General features: G+C 74.5%; 14 protein-coding genes. 8 read left to right on the top strand and 6 right to left on the bottom strand.

Annotation, left to right across the window (positions count from 1 at the left end; translation table 11 throughout):
• Positions 1-20: 20 nt before the first annotated feature.
• A complete protein-coding gene (locus tag ACWPXV_RS06475) occupies positions 21-2,222 on the bottom strand; it encodes a choice-of-anchor I family protein (protein WP_454084462.1) in 2,202 nt (733 codons plus the stop codon).
• Between the two features lie 223 nt (positions 2,223-2,445).
• Between ACWPXV_RS06475 and ACWPXV_RS06470 the strand changes: the two genes are divergently transcribed.
• From ACWPXV_RS06470 to ACWPXV_RS06460, 3 genes are read left to right on the top strand one after another with little or no spacing between them, the layout of a single operon-like run.
• Positions 2,446-3,363, top strand: a complete 918-nt coding sequence (locus ACWPXV_RS06470) for an ABC transporter ATP-binding protein (protein ID WP_454084531.1) — start codon at positions 2,446-2,448, stop codon at positions 3,361-3,363.
• Entirely contained in the window at positions 3,360-4,187 is an 828-nt protein-coding gene (locus ACWPXV_RS06465) for an ABC transporter permease subunit (protein ID WP_454084461.1), read from the top strand. Before ACWPXV_RS06470 ends, ACWPXV_RS06465 begins: the two co-directional genes overlap by 4 nt.
• A 46-nt stretch (positions 4,188-4,233) precedes the next feature.
• Positions 4,234-5,124, top strand: a complete 891-nt coding sequence (locus ACWPXV_RS06460; protein ID WP_454084460.1) for a macrolide 2'-phosphotransferase — start codon at positions 4,234-4,236, stop codon at positions 5,122-5,124.
• Position 5,125: 1 nt separating this feature from the next.
• Here the strand turns inward: ACWPXV_RS06460 and ACWPXV_RS06455 are convergent, their stop codons facing one another.
• From ACWPXV_RS06455 to ACWPXV_RS06435, 5 genes are all read right to left on the bottom strand, one after another.
• Positions 5,126-6,469 carry an MFS transporter gene (locus ACWPXV_RS06455; RefSeq protein WP_454084459.1) on the bottom strand — a complete coding sequence of 448 codons (1,344 nt, stop codon included), beginning with the start codon at positions 6,467-6,469 and terminating at the stop codon, positions 5,126-5,128.
• A gap of 72 nt (positions 6,470-6,541) precedes the next feature.
• Positions 6,542-7,000 carry a GyrI-like domain-containing protein gene (locus ACWPXV_RS06450; RefSeq protein ID WP_454084458.1) on the bottom strand — a complete coding sequence of 153 codons (459 nt, stop codon included), beginning with the start codon at positions 6,998-7,000 and terminating at the stop codon, positions 6,542-6,544.
• A gap of 40 nt (positions 7,001-7,040) precedes the next feature.
• Complete coding sequence (locus ACWPXV_RS06445) at positions 7,041-8,078, bottom strand: LLM class F420-dependent oxidoreductase (RefSeq protein ID WP_454084530.1); 1,038 nt, start codon at positions 8,076-8,078, stop codon at positions 7,041-7,043.
• 26 nt (positions 8,079-8,104) lie between these two features.
• Positions 8,105-9,037 (bottom strand): LLM class F420-dependent oxidoreductase, encoded by a 933-nt coding sequence (locus ACWPXV_RS06440; protein ID WP_454084457.1) that lies wholly within the window; start codon positions 9,035-9,037, stop codon positions 8,105-8,107.
• 269 nt (positions 9,038-9,306) lie between these two features.
• Positions 9,307-10,656 carry an extracellular solute-binding protein gene (locus ACWPXV_RS06435; protein ID WP_454084456.1) on the bottom strand — a complete coding sequence of 450 codons (1,350 nt, stop codon included), beginning with the start codon at positions 10,654-10,656 and terminating at the stop codon, positions 9,307-9,309.
• Positions 10,657-10,926: 270 nt separating this feature from the next.
• On the opposite strand from ACWPXV_RS06435, the gene ACWPXV_RS06430 reads away from it, so the two are divergent.
• The 5 genes from ACWPXV_RS06430 to ACWPXV_RS06410 all read left to right on the top strand — a co-directional run bounded on the left by ACWPXV_RS06430 (position 10,927) and on the right by ACWPXV_RS06410 (position 18,363).
• On the top strand, positions 10,927-12,555 hold the full coding sequence (locus ACWPXV_RS06430; RefSeq protein WP_454084455.1) for an exo-beta-N-acetylmuramidase NamZ family protein: 1,629 nt from the start codon (positions 10,927-10,929) through the stop codon (positions 12,553-12,555).
• Positions 12,542-15,574, top strand: a complete 3,033-nt coding sequence (locus ACWPXV_RS06425) for an FAD-binding and (Fe-S)-binding domain-containing protein (protein ID WP_454084454.1) — start codon at positions 12,542-12,544, stop codon at positions 15,572-15,574. Before ACWPXV_RS06430 ends, ACWPXV_RS06425 begins: the two co-directional genes overlap by 14 nt.
• An 81-nt stretch (positions 15,575-15,655) precedes the next feature.
• The gene (locus ACWPXV_RS06420; protein WP_454084453.1) at positions 15,656-16,972 is read left to right on the top strand and encodes a hypothetical protein; all 1,317 of its coding nucleotides are present in this window, start codon (positions 15,656-15,658) and stop codon (positions 16,970-16,972) included.
• Between the two features lie 67 nt (positions 16,973-17,039).
• Complete coding sequence (gene sigK / locus ACWPXV_RS06415) at positions 17,040-17,636, top strand: ECF RNA polymerase sigma factor SigK (protein WP_454084452.1); 597 nt, start codon at positions 17,040-17,042, stop codon at positions 17,634-17,636.
• Positions 17,629-18,363 carry an anti-sigma factor gene (locus ACWPXV_RS06410; protein ID WP_454084451.1) on the top strand — a complete coding sequence of 245 codons (735 nt, stop codon included), beginning with the start codon at positions 17,629-17,631 and terminating at the stop codon, positions 18,361-18,363. The genes sigK and ACWPXV_RS06410 overlap by 8 nt, the downstream gene beginning before the upstream one ends.
• Positions 18,364-18,425 lie beyond the last annotated feature (62 nt).

The following is an 18,425-nucleotide window of genomic DNA, read 5'->3' as shown; positions in this document are numbered from 1 at the left end:
GTCGCCGCGCGCCGGAGGAGTCAGCGACCAGCCATCCGCCGGCGGGCCAGCACGGCGGCGGACCCGAGAGCGAGCAGCGCACCCGTAGCTGCGCCGACGGCACCGACCGACGCGCCGGTGCTCGGCAGCGACCCGCGCCCGCCGGTGGTGGCGTCGTCCGTCGTCCGCTCGCCCGCCGGGGCTGCCTCGGTCGCCTCGGGGCCGGGGGCTGTCTCGGTCGGCTCGGCGTCCGGCAGGCCGTCGGCCGAGAAGCTCCACGCCCACTCGGCGGAGGAGCCGTCGGCGAGGACGAAGCCGGGCAGGGCCCGCGCCGCGACGGTCACCGTGCCGCTGCCCGGGTAGGTTCCGGCCGTCACGACGGCACCGTCGACGAGGTACTCGACCCCGTCGACCGCCGGGACCGTGTACGTGTCGTGCTCCCACCCGTCGGCGTCGGTGAACTCGACGGCCGCCGGCGTCACCGGGGTCGCCCGGCCGACGGAGAAGATGGTCGTCGTGCCGGACACCTCGTTGCCCACCGCGACCAGCGGCAGTCCGTTGCCGGAGTCCGCGGCGGGGATGAAGGTCACGCCCTCGGGCCCGAGGTCACCGGCCTGGGACAGCGCCACCTGCACGGCGTCCGCGCCGGGGTCTGCCTCGACGACGTCCTCCATCGACACGGAGAAGTCGCGGTTGTTGAGGTAGGTGACGAAGAAGGCGTCAGCAGGGTCGGTGATGTCGTGGACGACGACGCCGCCCACCCGCTCGAGGCCGACGAACGAGTAGGTGCGGCCGTCGACCTCGCCGATCGCGAGATTCTCCGGCTCCGGCCCCTTGTCCTCGCTGCGGCCCTCGAAGGTCGACTCGCTGTGGTTGGAGTTGAAGAACTCCGGCACGGCCGCCGCCGTGATGCTCTCGAGCTCGTCACCGGAGTCGAAGACCTGCTCGCCGTCCGTCGTCCAGATCGACAGCGAGCGGCCGCCGAAGGCGTGGAGCTCCTCGAAGCAGGACCCGTCGTCCGCCAGGCCGCCGGCGATGCTGACGTTGAGACGGCCGAGGTGCTCGTCGCCGAGGAAGTCCGCGACGGGGGCGTCCTCACACACAGCCGGCGCCGGCGTCTCGGCCGGGTCGCCGAGGTCCTTGACCCGAACCGACTCGACGTAGTCACCCCACTCACGGGCGTCACCCTCGTTCGCCGTCACGAGGTAGGTCTGCCCACCGGCCGTGTAGGACGCCATCCCGTCGGGCATGTATATCCCGCGCAGGCCGGGGTAGGTGCGGATGTCGATGGTCGGGGCGTCACGCGGGTCGCGGTCCGAGGCGTCCAGGCCGTTGCCCTCGACCGAGTGGTCCTTGAGGCCGAGGGGCCAGATGTCGGTGACGGTAGCGGACTCGAGGTCGACCACGGCCACGGCGTTGGCCTCCTGGAGCGCCGCGTAGGCAGTGCGGTCGTCGGCGTCGATCGCGACGTACTCCGGCTCGAGGTTCCGTGAGACGGGCAGGTCCTCTCCGTGAGGGGCCGGGCCGAAGACGCGGACCCCCTCGGGCAGGGCGCGCGTGCCGTCGTCCCAGGCGTGAAAGTCGGCGGTGCGGACGTCGTCCTGCGCGGGCGCGGCGACGGCCGCGGGCAGGGCGACGACGGCGACCGAACCCTCCGGGTCGAGGGTGAAGTCGTCGGCGGGCTCTCCCTCGTTCGCGACGACGGCGTACCGGCCGTCAGCCGTCGTCGTCACCATGTCGGGCAGCGCCCCGACGCGGACGGCTCCGAGCAGCGCGCCGTCACCGGCGGCGTCGAAGGCGACGAGCCAGCCCGGCTCGGTCTTCGTCGGGTGCTCGACGGCGATGACGCCGAGGCCGTCCGCGCGGACGGCGACCGAGTTGGCGACCGCCCCCTCGGTCACCGTGCTGCCGTCCGCGGCGGTCGTCCCCGGCGTCTGGATGCGGTGGAGGAGGACCGGGTTGGCCGGGTCGGTGAGGTCGAGGACGTCGACGGTCGCGGCAGCCGCATTGACGACGAAGAGCCGCTGGGTCGGGGCGTGGAAGGTGACGATCTCGGCTGCCGACTTGTCGAAGACGCCCGACTCGTAGGTGCCGATCGCGGTGAGCTCGAAGGCGGCGTCGTCCGCGGTGACGGACACGGGGTCGGGGACGATCGCGGCCCCGGCGGTGAGCGCCGGGAGGGTCAGGGCGACGGCCGCCAGGGCGACGGTCGCGGCCGCGGTGCGGCGCAGGGAGGTAGGCATGGGCGTCCTTCGTCGGTCGGCCGGGGTCGGCCCGACGCTAGGGCCGCGGGGTGACCGCCGGGTGTCCGCAGCGTGAACGCCGGGTGGGCAGCAAGGGGGATCCCTGACCCGGCGGTCGGGGACTCAGGGAGCGGCGGGGGTCGGTCCCCGATCCGCCGGCCCGGTCGTCGCGGCTTGACTGAGGTCGAGAGCCGGGGACCTCCCGGCGGACGAGAGGACGATGATGATCGAGGCGCGGAACCTCACCAAGCGGTACGGCGACAAGGTCGCCGTCGACGACCTCAGCTTCACGATCCCCAGCGGGAGCGTCACCGGGTTCCTGGGACCCAACGGTGCCGGGAAGTCGACGACGATGCGCATGATCGTCGGCCTGGACCGGCCCACCTCGGGCTCGGTCACCGTCAACGGGCGCCCCTACCGCCACCACCGCGCCCCCCTGCGGGAAGTCGGCGTGCTGCTCGACGCCAAGGCCGTGCACCCCGGACGCACCGCGCGCTCCCACCTGCGCGCCCTCGCGGCCAGTCACCGCATCCCCGCCTCGCGGGTCGACGAGGTCGTCGAGATGACCGGCCTCACCTCGGTGGCGCACAAGCGCGTCGGCGGCTTCTCCCTCGGCATGGGCCAGCGCCTGGGGATCGCCGTCGCCCTCCTTGGTGATCCCCGCAGCCTCATCCTCGACGAGCCGGTCAACGGCCTGGACCCCGAGGGCGTCACCTGGGTGCGGACCCTGGTGCGCGAGCTCGCGGCGGAGGGCCGCACGGTCCTCATCTCCTCCCACCTCATGAGCGAGATGGCGATGACCGCGGACCACCTCCTCGTCATCGGCCGTGGCCGGATCATCGCGGCGGGACCGGTGCAGGACGTCATCGACGCCGCGACCGGCGCCGTCGTCGCGGTGCGCTCACCCCAGGCCGAGGAGCTCGCCGGCCACCTCCGCGTCGACGGCCACAGCGTGGACCACGTGCAGGACACCCTCCGCGTGCGGGGGACGACGACGGAGGCCGTCGGGGAGCTCGCCGCGCGCCGCGGGCTCGTCCTCCACGAGCTGTGGCTGCACCGCGCGAGCCTCGAGGAGGCCTACCTCAACCTCACCGGATCCGCGGTCGAGTACCGCGCCACGACGACGGAGATGCCCTCATGACCGCCACTGCCACGCGGCCCCGCAGCACCGCGGCCACCCACGACCTCAGCCTGCTCGGCGTGCTCCACGGCGAGTGGGTCAAGCTCCTGTCCCTGCGCTCGACGTGGTGGATAGTCGCCGTCACCGTCGTGACCATGACGCTCCTCGCCGTCGGCGTCGCTCCCACGGCCGATGAGCTCGTGGCGTACGGCGTCGAGACGGGCGGCGAGGCTCACGGGGCCGAGCTCGTCGTCGTCGGCTTCCAGGTCGGCATGGTGACCCTCGCCGTCCTCGGTGCTCTCCTCATGACCGGCGAGTACGGCACGGGGATGGCGCGCTCCACCTTCGCCGCCGTCCCCTCCCGCCTGCCGGTGCTCGCGGCGAAGGCGGTGGCGCTTGTTGGCCTCACCGTGCTCACCACCGTCCTCAGCCTGGTCGTGGCGACCCTCGCCTCGTCGCCGGCCCTGTCCGGGCACGGCCTCGTCCCGCGCCTGGACCAGGCGCACACCTGGCAGGCCTTCGGTGGCGTCGCGTTCTTCTTCGTCGCCGTGGCGCTCATCGCGCTCGGGCTGGCCGCCGTCGTGCGGCACACCGCCGGGACCATCACCGCCGTCCTCGGTCTCCTCCTGCTCGTGCCCGGAGTGCTGCAGTTCGTCGCCGTCGACTGGGTGCAGGACCTCGTCAGCCTCATGCCCGTGCCCGCCGCCGTCTCCTTCATCGGGACCTCGGGGCTCATGTGGACCAACGAGCTGCTCAGCCCGTGGCAGGGCGTGGCCGTCGTGACGGGGTACGCCGTCCTGGCCCTCGTCGCCGGTGCGGTCGCCCTGGGCCGTCACGACGTGTGACGCGGCTCCGTGTGCGCGTCGGTGAGGCCGCTGTCACAGTGGTGGGATGGGTGGTGACGGCGAGCTCGTGACGCGAGCAGCCCGGCACGGCCTCCGGCTCGACCCGGCATCGCTGAGCTACAACGAGGCCGGGCTCGACTTCCGCGTCGCCTACGCGACCGACGTCCACGGCCGTGACTGGGTGCTGAGGGTCCCGCGGCGCCCGGGCATGCGTGGCGCGCTGCGGCAGGAGGAGGCGGCCCTGGCGCTGGCCTCGCGCTACCTGCGTGACATCGCCGTGCCCGAGTGGCGCGTCATGTCCGACGACCTCATCGCCTACCCCCTGCTGTCGGGGCGCCCGGGACTCACCCTCGTGGGGGACGAGGTGACCTGGCACCTGGACCCGGCGTCCGAGCGCTACGCCGTCGCGCTCGGGTCGCTGCTCGCCCTGCTCCACGCCGTGCCACTCACCGAGGCGCGCGACGTCGGCGTGGAGGTGCGCAGCCCGGAGGAGGTGCGCGAGTCGTGGCGCGCCGACGTCGCGCGGGTGGCCGGCGAGTTCGACGTCCACCCGGCGCTCCTCGAACGGCTGCACTCCTGGCTGGAGGACGACGAGCTGTGGCCCGAGGACACGGTCTTCACGCACGGCGAGCTCTACCCCGCACACGTCCTCATCGACCAGGACGAGGCCATCACCGGGGTCCTCGACTGGACCACCGCGCGGGGTGACGACCCCGCCCGGGACTTCATGTACCAGCACGCCTTCGCCCCGCCGGAGGCCTTCGCCGCGACGCTGCGCGCCTACGCGGCCGCGGGTGGGCGCGACTGGGGGCCGCGCCTCGCCGACCGGTGCGCCGCCCTCATGGCGGCAGGCCCGGTCGGGTACGGGGTCTACGCGCTGACCACCGGCCGGCCCGAGCACCGGGAGGCCGCGCAGGCCCAGCTCGGCACCGTCTGAGCTACTCCTCCTCGAGTGCCGCGCCGCGGAGCTCGGGCAGGAACAGCGCCCCGATCATCGCGACGACGAACGCGACGCCGAAGGTGGCGAAGGTGAGGCCGGAGCCGCCCGCCGCGAGGAGCAGGGGGACGGTCAGCGGCGCGGCGATCGAGGCGAGCCGGCCGAAGGCGGCCGCACTGCCGGACCCGGTGCCGCGCAGCGCCGTCGGGTAGATCTCCGGGCTCACCGCGTACAGGGCGCCCCACGCGCCGAGGTTGAAGGCCGACAGCGCCATGCCCGCGGCGATGATCGCCGGCACGGTGGTCGCCTGCCCGAAGAGGACGGCGGCGACGGCCGAGGCGGCGAGGAAGGTGGCGAGGGTCGAGCGGCGCCCCCACTTCTCGATGAGCCAGGCGGCCAGCGCGTAGCCGGGCAGCTGGGCCAGGGTGATGATGAGCGTGTACTCGAAGGAGCGCACGAGCGAGAAGCCCTGGTCCACGAGCAGCGACGGCAGCCAGCTGAAGGCGCCGTAGTAGGCGAAGTTGACCCCGAACCACACGACCCACAGCGCCGCGGTGCGGCGGCGGAAGCGCGCGGACCACAGCTCGCGCCAGTGCGGGGCCGCGGTCTCCTCGGCGACGGCGGGGGAGGGGACCGGCGCCTGACCGGCGGCGTCCTCGTAGACGCGCACGGCGGCCTCCGCCTCCGCGACGCGGCCCTTGCGCTCGAGGAAGCGCACCGACTCGGGCAGCCGCATGCGGACGTAGATCGCGTACACGGCGGGGACCATCCCGATGACGAAGGCCCACCGCCAGCCGTTCTCGCCGGGGACGACGAAGTAGCCGATGAGGGCCGCCGCGATCCAGCCGACCGCCCAGAACGCCTCGAGGACGACGACGACGCGCCCCCGTATCCGCTTCGGGGCGTACTCGCTGACGAGAGTCGAGGCGACGGGCAGCTCGGCGCCCAGGCCCAGGCCGACGAGGAAGCGCAGCACGATGAGGGCGCCGACGCCGGTGACGAGGGCCGACGCCCCGGTGGCCAGCCCGTAGATGAGCAGGGTGAGCGCGAAGACCTGCCGGCGTCCGATCCGGTCGGCGAGGAGGCCGCCGACACTCGCGCCGATCGCCATGCCGACGAAGCCGACGGAGAGGATCCAGGACTTCTGGCCGTCGGTCAGCCCCCACTCCTGTCCGAGGGCGGCGATGACGAAGGAGATGAGTCCGACGTCCATGGCGTCCAGGGCCCAGCCGACGCCGGAGCCGCCGAGAAGCTTGCGGTGGGCGCTGGTGAACGGGAGCCGGTCGAGCCGCTCGGCGCGGGTGAGCGACTGCTGGACGGAGGTGTCGGCGGCGGGCCGGACCATGGCGTGCCTTCCCAGGGAGGGGCGGGTGTCGGCGCGAGCGTAGCACTTCGACTCACGACGAGCATAACCCGGTCAGGCCGGCGGTGCCGCCTGGAGACCGACGGCGAGGAGGTGCCGCTCGGGCGCGCCGTCGAGCCGGTAGCCGGCGTCGAGCTTGTGCGGTCCCGCGTGCTCGCCCTGCTCCTCGACCCACGCCAGGAGGCGGCCGAAGGTGTCGGCGATGGTGCTCGCGGGACCGTCGTGCGGCACCTGCGCCCAGCGACCACCCGGCACGAGCGAGCCGACGGCGCCGGGGTACGGGACGTTTTTCGCGTCACCGAGCTCGAGGAGCACGCCGACCGTCTCGTGGTAGCGCCCGTCGCCGAGGTCGACGCTGAGCTCGGCGAGGGTGCCGGGGTGCCGGCCCGCGAGGGTGCCGGCCAGCGACCGCCACGCCGCCGGGACGAGAGTGCCGAGGTCCTGGAACCTCGCGAGGACGGGCAGGCCGACGACGAGCGAGGGCGGACGTTCGACGATCTCGATCTCCGTCACGTCGGCACCGTACCGCCCGCCACCGGGCCCGTGGGGTGGATCAGGCCGCCAGGGCCTCGACGACGGCCGGGACGGCGGCGGGCGGCAGCTGGAGGAGGACGCCCGTGGCGACCGTGCCGTGCCAGGCGGCGAGCTGCTCGCGCAGCTGCTCGGGCCGGCCGGCCAGCGCGACGTCGAGGACGAGCTCGGTGGGCACGGCCCGTGCGGCCCCCTCGCGGTCACCGGCGGCCCACAGGCGGGCCACCTCGGCGCACGCGGCCTCGTGGCCGAGCCGCTCGACGGCCTCCCGGTGGAAGTTCGAGCGCTGCGAGCCCATGCCGCCGACGTAGAGCGCGATGTGCGGGCGGAGCAGGTCCGCGGCCGCCTCGACGTCGCTCCCGGCGGCCACCGGCAGGCTGACGTTGACCTCGAAGCGGTCCGCGGGCGGCAGGTCGGCAGACCGGCGCGCGAAGCCCGCGGCGAGCTGCTCGCGAGCCCAGCCGTCCAGGCGGGGGGAGTGGAAAGCGGGCAGCCACCCGTCGGCGATCTCGGCGGCGAGGGCGACGTTCCGCGGCCCCTGCGCCGCGAGGTGGATGGGCAGGTCCGCCCGCAGCGGGTGGAGGGTGGGGCGCAGCGCCTTGCCCTCGCCCGTGGTGCCCTCCCCGTCGAGCGGGAGGCGGTAGTGGCGGCCGTCGACCTCGACCGGGGCCTGGCGACGCAGCACCTGCCGCACGACGTCGACGTACTCGCGGGTCCGCTCGAGCGGCCGCGGGTAGGGCTGCCCGTACCAGCCCTCGACGACCTGCGGCCCGGAGGCGCCCAGCCCGAGGACGAAGCGGCCCCCGGACAGGTGGTCGAGGGTGAGGGCGGCCATCGCCGTCGCCGTCGGGGTGCGCGCGGAGAGCTGCGCGATGCCGGTGCCCAGCCGCAAGCGGGCCGTGCGCGCGCCCCACCACGCCAGCGGGGTCAGCGCGTCAGAACCGTAGGCCTCGGCGGTCCACACGGAGTCGAGGCCGGCGGCCTCGGCGAGGTCGACGGCGCGCTCCGCCCCGGCCGGGGGGCCGGCGGACCAGTAGCCCAGGTGGAGGCCCACCCGCAGCGGCGGGCGGAGCGCGCCGTCGTCGCTCATGCCCCGGCGCCCATGTGGGTCATGACCTCGGAGGCGATGAGGTCGAGGTGCTCGAGGTCGGTCATGTCCAGGCACTGGAGGTAGACGCGGGTGATGCCCTGCTCGGCGAGGGCGGCGATCCCGTCGACGACCTCCTGCGGCGTCCCGGCCAGGCCGTTGCGGCGCAGCTCCTCCGGCTCACGGCCGATGGTCGCGGCGCGGCGGGCGACCTCCTGCTCGTCGCTGCCGACGCAGGCGACGAGCGCGACGGAGTAGACGAGCTCGTCCGGGTCGCGGTCCACGGCCTCGCAGGCGGCGCGGACGCGGTCGCGCTGGGCGGCGATCGCGCTCTTCTCCGGGAAGGACTGGTTGTACTCGGTGCCGAAGCGCGCGGCCAGGGCCGGGGTGCGGCGCGGCCCGTTGCCGCCGACGACGACGGGCACCCGCTCCTGCACCGGCTTGGGCAGCGCGGGGGAGTCGACGAGGGTGTAGTGCTCGCCGTCGTGGTTGAAGGTCTCGCCGACCGGGGTGGACCAGAGGCCGGTGATGACCTCGAGCTGCTCGGTGAGCAGGCCGAAGCGCTTCTCCGGGAAGGGGATCCCGTAGGCCTGGTGCTCCTCGGCGAACCAGCCGGTGCCCAGGCCCAGCTCGACCCGGCCCCCGGACATCTCGTCCACCTGGGCGACCTGGATGGCGAGCACGCCGGGGAGGCGGAAGGTCGCGGAGGTGACGAGCGTGCCAAGGCGGATGGTCGAGGTCTCCCGGGCGAGGCCGGCGAGGGTGGTCCACGCGTCCGTCGGCCCGGGCAGCGGGCTGCCCTCGCCCATGCGCAGGTAGTGGTCGGAGCGGAAGAAGGCGGAGAAGCCGAGCTGCTCGGCGCGCTGCGCCATGGCGAGCTGGTCGGCGTAGGAGGCGCCCTGCTGGGGCTCGGTGAAGATGCGAAGGTCCATGTGCACAGCCTGCCAGGCCTGGGCAGGGGAGCACCCGCGGGCTCCTGGCCTGGCCAGGGTGCCGTGGTGGACGAGCCACGGCTCCCGCGGGTGCCGGTGACTGCCGGGATCTCGCCGCCGTCGGCGGGGGACCGGCAGGTCCGTCCGTGGACTGCTAGCGGGCAGCCACCTCACGCGTCCAAGTAGAGATCATGTCTCGGACCACCTCCTTTCCCGTGTGGTCACCAGGGTAGGAAGGGCGCCAGAGCGCTGTCACGCGAATATCGCGCTCAGGACCCGAGCGTCTGCTGAGCGGTGGCCTGAGCTGCCGAGAGGGCCTCGGTCAGTGGCCGGTCACCGCGGAACATCTCCCCGAGGACGGGGCGGACCGACTCGAGGACCTCCCGCGCGCGAGGGCCGCTCGCGGCGGTGACGACGGCCTCGGGGGCGACGACGGCGGTGGCGTCCACGCCGCGGTCGGACCAGGAGCTGAGGTACAGGTCCTGCGCGCCCGCGGCGGCCGGGACCCCGACGCCGTGGCTGGCCAGTGCGGACTGGCCGTCGGTCGAGGAGAGCCAGCGCAGCAGCTCCGCGGTCGCCTCCGGGTTCTCGGTGGCGGCGTTGGCCGCCGCACCCACGCCGTCGACGACGGACACCCGCCCGTCCGGACCGCTCGGCACTGGGGCCACGCCCCAGCGGACCCCGGTGGCCCCCGCGAGGTGGCGCATCTCGGCGGAGCTCGCCTGGAAGAGGGCGAGGTCCCCGTCCGTGAAGAGCTCACGGTCCGGGGTGGGGGCGGGCGGGACGGCGGGCAGCTCGGCGAGGTAGCCGAAGGTGTCGCGGGCCTCCGGGCTGGTGAAGGACAGGTCGTCACCGGTCTCGGGGACCCCGCCCAGCTGGGCGAGGTAGGGCAGCCACACGGCGGGGGCGGTGAGGTCGGTGGTGAACCCGTACTGGGCGACGCTGTCCCTGCTGAAGTCCTTGTCGGTGGCCGCCCGGCCCTCCTCGTCCCGGGTGAGGGTGCGGACCGCCTCGCGCAGCGTGTCCCCGCGGGCGGGCGCGGAGGCGCCACCGGCGGGTGCCTTCTCCCGCACGGCGTCGGGGTGCCAGGTGAGGGTGGCCGGGTCGACACCGGCCTCCTCGACGAGGTCGGTGTTGTAGAAGAGCACGGTGGAGTCCCACAGCTGGGGGACGGCCCACAGCCCGTCGTCGAGGGTGTAGAGCCCGGTGACGGTCGGCTCCCAGTCGCCGACGTCCTCCCCGAGCGTCTCGCGCAGCTCGACGACCTCACCGGTGTGGGCGAGGGCGGGGACGGCGTCGCTCGTCGTCCAGAAGACGTCCGCCATGGTGCCGTCGGCGAGGTCGGAGGCGGTGCGGTCGGCGTAGCCGGCCTCGGGCACGACCTCGACCTCGACGTGGATGTCGCGGTGGACGGCGTTGAACGCGTCGAAGGACTCGCGGTAGGCGGCCGCCGCGGCGTCGTCCCACAGGCGGAAGGTCACCGTCGACAGGCCGGCCGTGGCGTCGGTGCCCGCGTCGTCGCCCGCGGGCTCGCCGCACGCCGCCACCACCGCGGCAATCGCGAGTGCGGCACCTGCGCGGGCTCGCGCGCGGCGGTCCATGAGGCCCTCCCAGTGCATCGTCCGTGCCCAGGCTACCGTCCCGCAGGGCGTTGCATGACCAGTCCGATACGCGAAGCGGAAGCACTCATGACTGTGCCGACTCTGCCGCCGTCGCCGCCTCGTGGAAGTTGCTGACGCCCATACGGCATGGCTTGACAGTTCTTGACGCCGGTAGGTGTGCTGGGCCACAGTGGCTCCAGGCGGGTGGGGGGACCCGCCGCCAGCGAGGCGAGGGGGCGTCGTGAGCAGGGAGCGGTCGCCCCGCCACCCACCGTGAAAGGACACGTGATGCTCGTACGACGTCTCAGGCAGTGGAGCCCGGTGCTGGGCGCCGCAGCCGCCGTCGCCCTCGTGGGCGGCTCGATCGGTGCCGCGACATCGGCACCTCAGCCCGCGGCCGCGCCGCCGGCCACGCAGGCCCAGCCGTCCGACCAGCCGGGCCCGACCGGCCCGACCGTCGAGCTCGGCGTCGAGCGGCTGCTGTCGGACCCGGACCAGCTCGCGCTCCTCGACGGCAAGCGGGTCGGCCTCATCACCAACCCCACCGGTGTGGACTCCGAGCTCACCCACTCGATGGACCTTCTCATCGCCGGGGAGGACGAGGGCAACTACGAGCTCACCGCGCTCTACGCGCCCGAGCACGGCATCCTCGGCGGGGCGCCCGCCGGCGCGAGCGTCGAGAGCTACGTCGACCCGCGCACCGGGCTCACCGTGTGGTCCCTCTACGGCGCCACGCAGCGCCCGACGGCGGAGATGCTCGAGGACGTCGACGTCCTCCTCTTCGACATCCAGGACATCGGCGCCCGCTTCTACACCTACATCTGGACGATGTACTACGCGATGGACGCGGCAGGGGAGTTCGACAAGGACTTCATCGTCCTCGACCGCCCGAACCCGCTCGGTGACCGGATGGACGGTCCGGTCCTCGACCCGGCGCTGTCCTCCTTCGTCGGCCTGCGCGAGATCCCCATGCAGCACGGCCTCACGGTCGGCGAGCTCGCCTCCCTGTTCAACGGCGAGTTCCTGCCCCACCCGGTGGAGGACTTCCACGTCGTGGAGATGACGGGCTACGACCCCGACGACTTCGTCACCGGCTACGGGCTGGAGTGGGTGCTGCCCTCGCCGAACATCCCGACGCTCGAGACGGCGTGGGCCTACGCGGGCACCGGCCTCATCGAGTCGCTGGACGCCTCCGAGGGCCGCGGCACGACGACGCCCTTCCTGTGGATCGGCCACGGCGAGATCGACGAGCTCGGGGCCTACGAGCTGGCGGAGGACCTCAACTCCCGCGGGCTCGAGGGCGTGCACTTCCGCCCGATGTTCGCCAACCCGACGACGAGCAAGCAGGCCGGTCGGCTCTCCGGCGGCGTCCAGCTCCACATCACCGACCCCGCCGCCTACGTGCCGGTCCGCACCGGCCTCCACGTGCTCCAGGCCTTCTACGACACCGAGGGCGTGGACTGGCGCGAGGGCACCATCTACCCCAACCAGCGGTGCGAGACCGAGGCCGACACGTGCTGGATCGACCGCCTCACCGGTGACAAGGACGTGCGCCTCCAGCTCGAGGCGGGGGTCGACCCCGACGAGATCATCGCCGGCTGGCAGGACGAGCTGGCCGCCTTCGACGACGTCGCCGACGACTACCGCCTCTACGAGGACGCGACCCTCACCGGGCTGCAGGCCGCCCTCGAGGGCTACGTCGCCAACGGCACCGTGGCGGGCCCGATCGTCCGTCAGCTGACGACGGCGCTCGACCAGGCCGAGCGGCACCTCGACGCCGGCCGCACCCGGCAGGCGGGCCACGCGCTCGACCGGTTCCTCCAGCACCTGGACGCACCCCAGCGTCCGGACACGGTGAGCGAGGAGGCGGCAGCCGAGCTGCGGGAGCGCGCGGTGGCGCTGCGTGACTCCCTCTGACGGGCGGGGGCGGGCCCGGCACCTCGACGTGGGTGCCGGGCCCGCCCGCGGCCCGCGGGCGGAGCCGCCCGACCTCACCGCCGTCGCCGCGGCGGCCCGTCCCGGCGGGCTGAGCACGCGGGAGACGGACCGCGCCCGCCTCGCCCACGATGCCTCCCACTACCTGCTGCGCCCACGCGCGGTCGTCACCGCGACCTCGGTCGAGCAGGTCGCGGCGGTCATGGCCGCGGCCGGCCGTTCCCCGGTCCCCGTGCCGCTCACCTTCCGCGCCGGCGGCACCAGCCTGTCCGGCCAGGCGGTGACCGACGGCGTCCTCGTCGACGTACGCCGCCACCAGCAGGACGTCGAGGTGCTCGACGACGGCGCCCGCGTGCGCTGCCGCCCCGGCGCGGTCCTGCGCCGGGTCAACGCGTCCCTCGCCCGGTACGGCCGCCGCCTCGGCCCGGACCCCGCGAGCGAGATCGCGTGCACGATCGGCGGCGTCGTCGCCAACAACTCCTCCGGCATGACGTCCGGGACGGCGGCCACCGCCTACCGCACCCTCGACTCGATGGTCCTCGCGCTGCCCAGCGGCACGGTCGTCGACACCGCGGCCTCGCACGCCGACGCCCTCCTCGCCGCCCGCGAGCCCGAGCTCCACGCGGGCCTGCTGCGCCTGCGGGACCACGTCCGCTCCCGGCCCGACTTGCGCCGCGCCATCGAGCACCAGTTCTCGATGAAGAACACGATGGGCTACGGGGTCAACGCGCTGCTCGACCACGACTCCGCCGTCGAGATCCTCGCCCACCTCGTCGTCGGCTCGGAGGGCACTCTCGGCTACCTCGCCGAGGTCACCCTGCGCACCGTCCCGCTGCTCCCGCACGCCGCCACGGCGCTCCTCGTCCTCGACTCGATCGGCTCGGCCACCGCCGCGCTGCCCGCCGTCGCCGCGACGGGTGCGGTGGCCGTCGAGCTCATGGACGCCGCGGCCCTGCGCGTGGCCCAGCGCGACCCGCGTGCCGACCCGGTGCTGCGCGAGCTGGTGGTGGACGGGCACACCGCGTTGCTCGTCGAGCTCCAGCACGCCAGCCCTCAGGGCCTGGCCGGGCTGGTCGCCGACGCCGAGCCGCTCCTGGCGGGCACCGCACCGGTCGTCGCCACGCCGCTGAGCACCGACCCGCGCTCGCGGGCGGCGATGTGGCAGGTGCGCAAGGGCCTGTACGCCGCCGTCGCCGGGGCGCGTCCCACCGGGACGACGGCGATGCTCGAGGACGTCGTCGTGCCCGGGCCGGCGCTGTCGGGGACCGTGCGCTCGCTGGAGGGGCTGCTCGCCCGGTACGGCTACGCCGACGCGGTGACCTTCGGGCACGCCAAGGACGCCAACCTCCACTTCATGATCAGCCCCGACCTCGGGGACCCCCGCGCCCGGGACGCCTACGCGGCGTTCAGCGAGGAGCTCGCCGGGCTCGTGCTCGACGCCGGGGGCTCGCTCAAGGCCGAGCACGGCACCGGCCGGATGATGGCGCCCTTCGTGCGCCGCCAGTACGGGGACGAGCTGTACGAGGTGATGCGCGAGATCAAGCGGCTGTGCGACCCGCGGGGGATCCTCGCCCCCGGCGTCGTCATCAGCGAGGACCCGACGATCCACCTGCGTGACCTCAAGCAGTACCCGCAGGTCCACCCCGAGCTCGACCGCTGCGTCGAGTGCGGCTTCTGCGAGCCCGCCTGCCCGTCGCGGCACACGACGACGACGCCGCGCCAGCGCATCGCCCTGCTCCGCGAGGCCGCCGACTCGGGCCCGGAGCGGCGCGCCGAGCTCGAGCGCGACTACGACTACGCCGCGGTCCAGACCTGCGCCGCGGACTCGCTGTGCCGGGTGGCCTGCCCCGTCGACATCGACACCGGCGCCGTGATGAAGCAGCGGCGGGCCGCGGCCAACGGGCCGGTCGCCCAGGCGGTCGGGCGCCGGCTCGCGCAGGCGTGGGAGCCGGCGACGGCGGTGCTCCGCGGGGCGCTCGCCGTCGCCGACCACGTGCCCGGGCCGGTCCTGGAGACGACGACGCGCGCCGCCCGCGCCGTCGTCGGCCAGGGCGGGCGCGACCTCCTCCCGCAGGTCGACGAGCACCTCCCCGCCCCCGGCCGCCCCCGCAGCACCCTTCCCGTCCCGCCCGGCGCCCCCACCCCCTCGCCGAGCGCTGAGTTGTTACCGGCGCCCGACGCCGCCACCGTTGCGCCCAACCCCACCCCCTCGCCCAGCCCCACCCCCTCGCCGAGCGCTGAGTTGTTACCGGCCCGACACGACGCCGTCTTCTTTCCCGCCTGCATCGGCTCGCTCTTCGCGGCCGAGGGCGGCGGGCCGGGCGTCTCGGCCGCGTTCGCGGCGCTGTGCGAGCGGGCCGGCGTGCGCCTGGCCGTCCCCGAGGGCATCGACGGCCTGTGCTGCGGCACCGTCTGGGAGTCCAAGGGCCTGGTCGACGGCGCCGCCGTGATGGCGCGCAGGGTCGCGGAGTCCGTGTGGTCGCTGACCGACGGTGGCCGTCTGCCCCTCGTGTGCGACGCGACGAGCTGCACCCACGGCCTGGCGTCGATCGGTGCGCGGCTCACCGGCGTCGCGGCCGAGCGGTGGGCGCAGGTCCGCGTGGTCGACGCCGTCAGCTTCACCCGCGAGCACCTGCTCGCGCGGCTCGAGGTCCCCGAGGCCGGCCTGCTCGACCGGCTGGCCGTCCACCCCACCTGCTCCTCCGTCCACCTCGGCGCGGTGGAGGACCTCACCGCCGTCGCCGCTGCCGTGGCCCGCGAGGTGACGGTCCCGGTCGAGTGGGGCTGCTGCGGTACGGCGGGGGACCGCGGGATGCTCCACCCGGAGCTGCCCGCCGGAGCGACCGAGCGGGAGGCGGCCGAGCTGGCCGCCGTCGAGCGCGAGGAGGGCCGCTTCGACGCCTACGCCTCGTGCAACCGGACCTGCGAGATGGGCATGAGCGCCGCGACAGGCCGCCCCTACCGCCACGTCCTCGAGCTGCTCGAGGAGGCCACGCGGTAGCCCCGCGAATGTCCGACCCATCCGGGCGCCCGTGTGCTCCGAACCCCAGGTGACAGCGCAGGACCACCCTGGAGGAATGACATGAGCACGCTCCGCCCGACCCGAACCTCGGCCGCCGTTGCGGCCGCACTCGCGCTGACCCTGAGCCTTGCTGCCTGCGGCGCCGACACCGAGGACACCGGGAGCACGCCCACCCAGCAGGAGACGACCACGATGGCGCCGGAGGAGACCGACGCCATGGAGGGCGGCGACATGAGCGCCGTCATGCCCATGGGCACCGGCGCCCCCTTCGCCGACGCCCGCACGGCCGCCCAGCACATGCCCGAGACCGCCGCGACGCTGGCGGCCGGCTTCGCCGCCGCGCTCGACATCCCGGGGGAGGTGGACTCCGACGCCGCCGCGCTGCGGGCCACGATGACCTCCCTGCTGCAGGAGCACGTCTACCTCGCCGGGATCGCCGTGGCGACGGGCTACACGACCGGGCTCGACTCCCCGGAGTTCGAGGCCGCCGCGGCGACTCTCGACGTCAACTCCGTCGCGCTCGCCGACGCCGTCGGCTCCCTCGCCGGTGACGAGCAGCGCGATGCCTTCCTCGCCCTGTGGCGTGAGCACGTCGGATACTTCGTCGACTACGCGGCCGCCGCCGCGGCGGGTGACGACGCCGGCAAGGAGGCAGCCCTCGAGGACCTGCAGGCCTACACGCAGGACGCCGGCGCCTTCTTCGAGGAGGTGAGCGGAGGCGAGCTCCCCGCCGCGGACATCGCCGCCTCGCTCGAGATGCACGTGTCGACGCTCAGCGCCGCCATCGACGACCTCGCGGCGGGCAGCCCCGAGGCCTATGCCTCGCTGCGCGAGGCCGCCGGTCACGTCGGCGAGGGTGCGGCCGTCATCTCCGCCGGCCTGGCCACGGCGACCGACATGTCCGGCGACCCCGCGGACGAGGCCTCGACCCTGCGCGCGGACATGACAGCGCTGCTCCAGGAGCACGTGTACCTCGCCGGTGTCACGGTCTTCACCGCCTACACCGCCGAGGGCGGGACCGACTCGGAGGCCTTCATGGCTGCCGCCGAGGTGCTCGACGCCAACACCGTCGCGCTCGCCGACGCCGTCGGCTCGCTCGCCGGCCCCGAGCAGGGCGAGGCGTTCGTCGGCCTGTGGCGCGAGCACATCGGCTACTTCGTCGACTACGCCGTCGCCATCTCCACGGGGGACACGGAGGGCGCCGACATGGCGCTGACCGAGCTCGACGCCTACCGCGGGGAGGCCGGTGCCTTCTTCGAGGAGATCTCCGCCGGTGAGCTGCCCGCCGACGCCGTTGCCGAGGGCCTGGCGATGCACGTCCAGACCCTCGCCGGCGCCATCGACTCGCTCAACGCCGCGCTCGTCCAGGGCTCCTGACGGTCCTCCGGGCGGCGGGCGGTCCTCCCGCCCGTCGCCCGGGCCCGCCGTCGGGCACACTTGCCCGATGAGCCTCGGTCCCGGACGTGCCGGTACGCCGGCACCGCCGGGCACCCCGGACCTCGCCGCGCTCATGGCGCGGGTCGCGGACGGGGACAGGGAGGCCTTCACCCTCGTGTACGACGCGACCGCCCCGGCCGTCTACGGCACCGCCCGGCGCGTCCTGCGCGACCCGGACCTCGCGGCCGAGGTCACCCAGGAGGTCATGGTCGAGGTGTGGCGCACCGCCACCCGCTTCGACCCGGCGCGCGGCAGTGCCCGGGCCTGGGTGACGACCATCGGCCACCGCCGCGCCGTCGACCGCGTGCGGGCGGTGCAGGCCCAGCGCACCCGCGACGACCTTGCCGCCCAGCGCGAGTACTCACCCCCCTTCGACGACGTCCAGGAGAGCGTGGAGCGCGACGTGGAGAAGACGAGAGTGCGCGAGTGCCTCGAGAGCCTCAGCGATCTCCAGCGTGACGCCGTCGTCCGCGCCTTCTACCGGGGACGCACGTACCGCGAGGTGGCCGAGGACCTCAGCGTCGCGCTCCCCACCGTGAAGTCGCGGATCCGCGACGGCCTCACCCGGCTCCGCCTCTGCCTGGGGGTGGACGACCATGCGTGAGGACGAGCTGCGGGAGCTGCTGCCCGCCTGGGCGCTGGACGCGGTGACCCCCGAGGAGGCCGCCGCCGTCGACCGTGCCGTAGCCGCGGACCCGGCGCTCGCCGAGGAGGCGCGCGCGCTCCGGGAGGTCGCCGCCCTCCTTGCCACAGGCGCGAGCGAGACCCCACCCGCCGCCCTCCGGGCCGACGTCCTCGACCGCGTCGCCCGCACCCCTCAGGACGGCACCGGGACCGACGCCGAGGACGACGGCGTCGTCGTCGACCTCGCGCGCGTCCGTGCGCGACGCCGCGACCGGTGGCTCGTCGCGGCCGTCGTGCTCGCGGCCGCAGCGGTACCCGGTGTCATCGCGGTCCAGCAGTACGAGCGCGCCACGCAGGCCGAGGAGCAGCTGACGACCGTGGCCGAGGCGCTCGCCGAGCCGGGTGCCCAGCTCCTCGCCGCGGACGTCGCCGGGGGCGGACGGGCCGTCGCCGTCGTCGGCTCCGACACCTCCGTGTTCTCCGCCAGCGACCTGCCCCCGCTCACGAGCGAGGAGGTCTACCAGCTCTGGGTCGTCGACGACGGCGGGGCACGCTCCGCCGGGCTGCTCACCGTGGCCTCGGGTCAGGCCAGTGCCGAGCTCGCCGACCTCCCGGACGGGGCGACGATCGCGATGACCGTCGAGCCGGCGGGCGGGTCGACCCAGCCCACGAGCGACCCCGTGGTCGCGCTCGCGGCGTCCGGCTGAGTCCGCCCCCCGGGGCGCCGCAGGGACGTCGCGTACAGTGAATGAGCCGCACTGACGCCTCA

It is taken from the genome of Georgenia sp. Marseille-Q6866, from assembly GCF_965111665.1.
The sequence above is the reverse complement of the archived record's forward strand: the minus strand, read 5'-3'. Positions and strand labels throughout refer to the sequence as shown.

What these genes read in the sequence shown, in the direction of transcription:
- ACWPXV_RS06430 (WP_454084455.1), top strand. Translation starts at nt 10,927, where the DNA reads ATGCTCGTACGACGTCTCAGGCAGTGGAGCCCGGTGCTGGGCGCCGCA.
- ACWPXV_RS06435 (WP_454084456.1), bottom strand. Translation starts at nt 10,656, where the DNA reads ATGCACTGGGAGGGCCTCATGGACCGCCGCGCGCGAGCCCGCGCAGGT.
- sigK (WP_454084452.1), top strand. Translation starts at nt 17,040, where the DNA reads ATGAGCCTCGGTCCCGGACGTGCCGGTACGCCGGCACCGCCGGGCACC.
- ACWPXV_RS06455 (WP_454084459.1), bottom strand. Translation starts at nt 6,469, where the DNA reads ATGGTCCGGCCCGCCGCCGACACCTCCGTCCAGCAGTCGCTCACCCGC.
- ACWPXV_RS06440 (WP_454084457.1), bottom strand. Translation starts at nt 9,037, where the DNA reads ATGGACCTTCGCATCTTCACCGAGCCCCAGCAGGGCGCCTCCTACGCC.
- ACWPXV_RS06460 (WP_454084460.1), top strand. Translation starts at nt 4,234, where the DNA reads ATGGGTGGTGACGGCGAGCTCGTGACGCGAGCAGCCCGGCACGGCCTC.
- ACWPXV_RS06465 (WP_454084461.1), top strand. Translation starts at nt 3,360, where the DNA reads ATGACCGCCACTGCCACGCGGCCCCGCAGCACCGCGGCCACCCACGAC.
- ACWPXV_RS06475 (WP_454084462.1), bottom strand. Translation starts at nt 2,222, where the DNA reads ATGCCTACCTCCCTGCGCCGCACCGCGGCCGCGACCGTCGCCCTGGCG.
- ACWPXV_RS06410 (WP_454084451.1), top strand. Translation starts at nt 17,629, where the DNA reads ATGCGTGAGGACGAGCTGCGGGAGCTGCTGCCCGCCTGGGCGCTGGAC.
- ACWPXV_RS06420 (WP_454084453.1), top strand. Translation starts at nt 15,656, where the DNA reads ATGAGCACGCTCCGCCCGACCCGAACCTCGGCCGCCGTTGCGGCCGCA.
- ACWPXV_RS06470 (WP_454084531.1), top strand. Translation starts at nt 2,446, where the DNA reads ATGATCGAGGCGCGGAACCTCACCAAGCGGTACGGCGACAAGGTCGCC.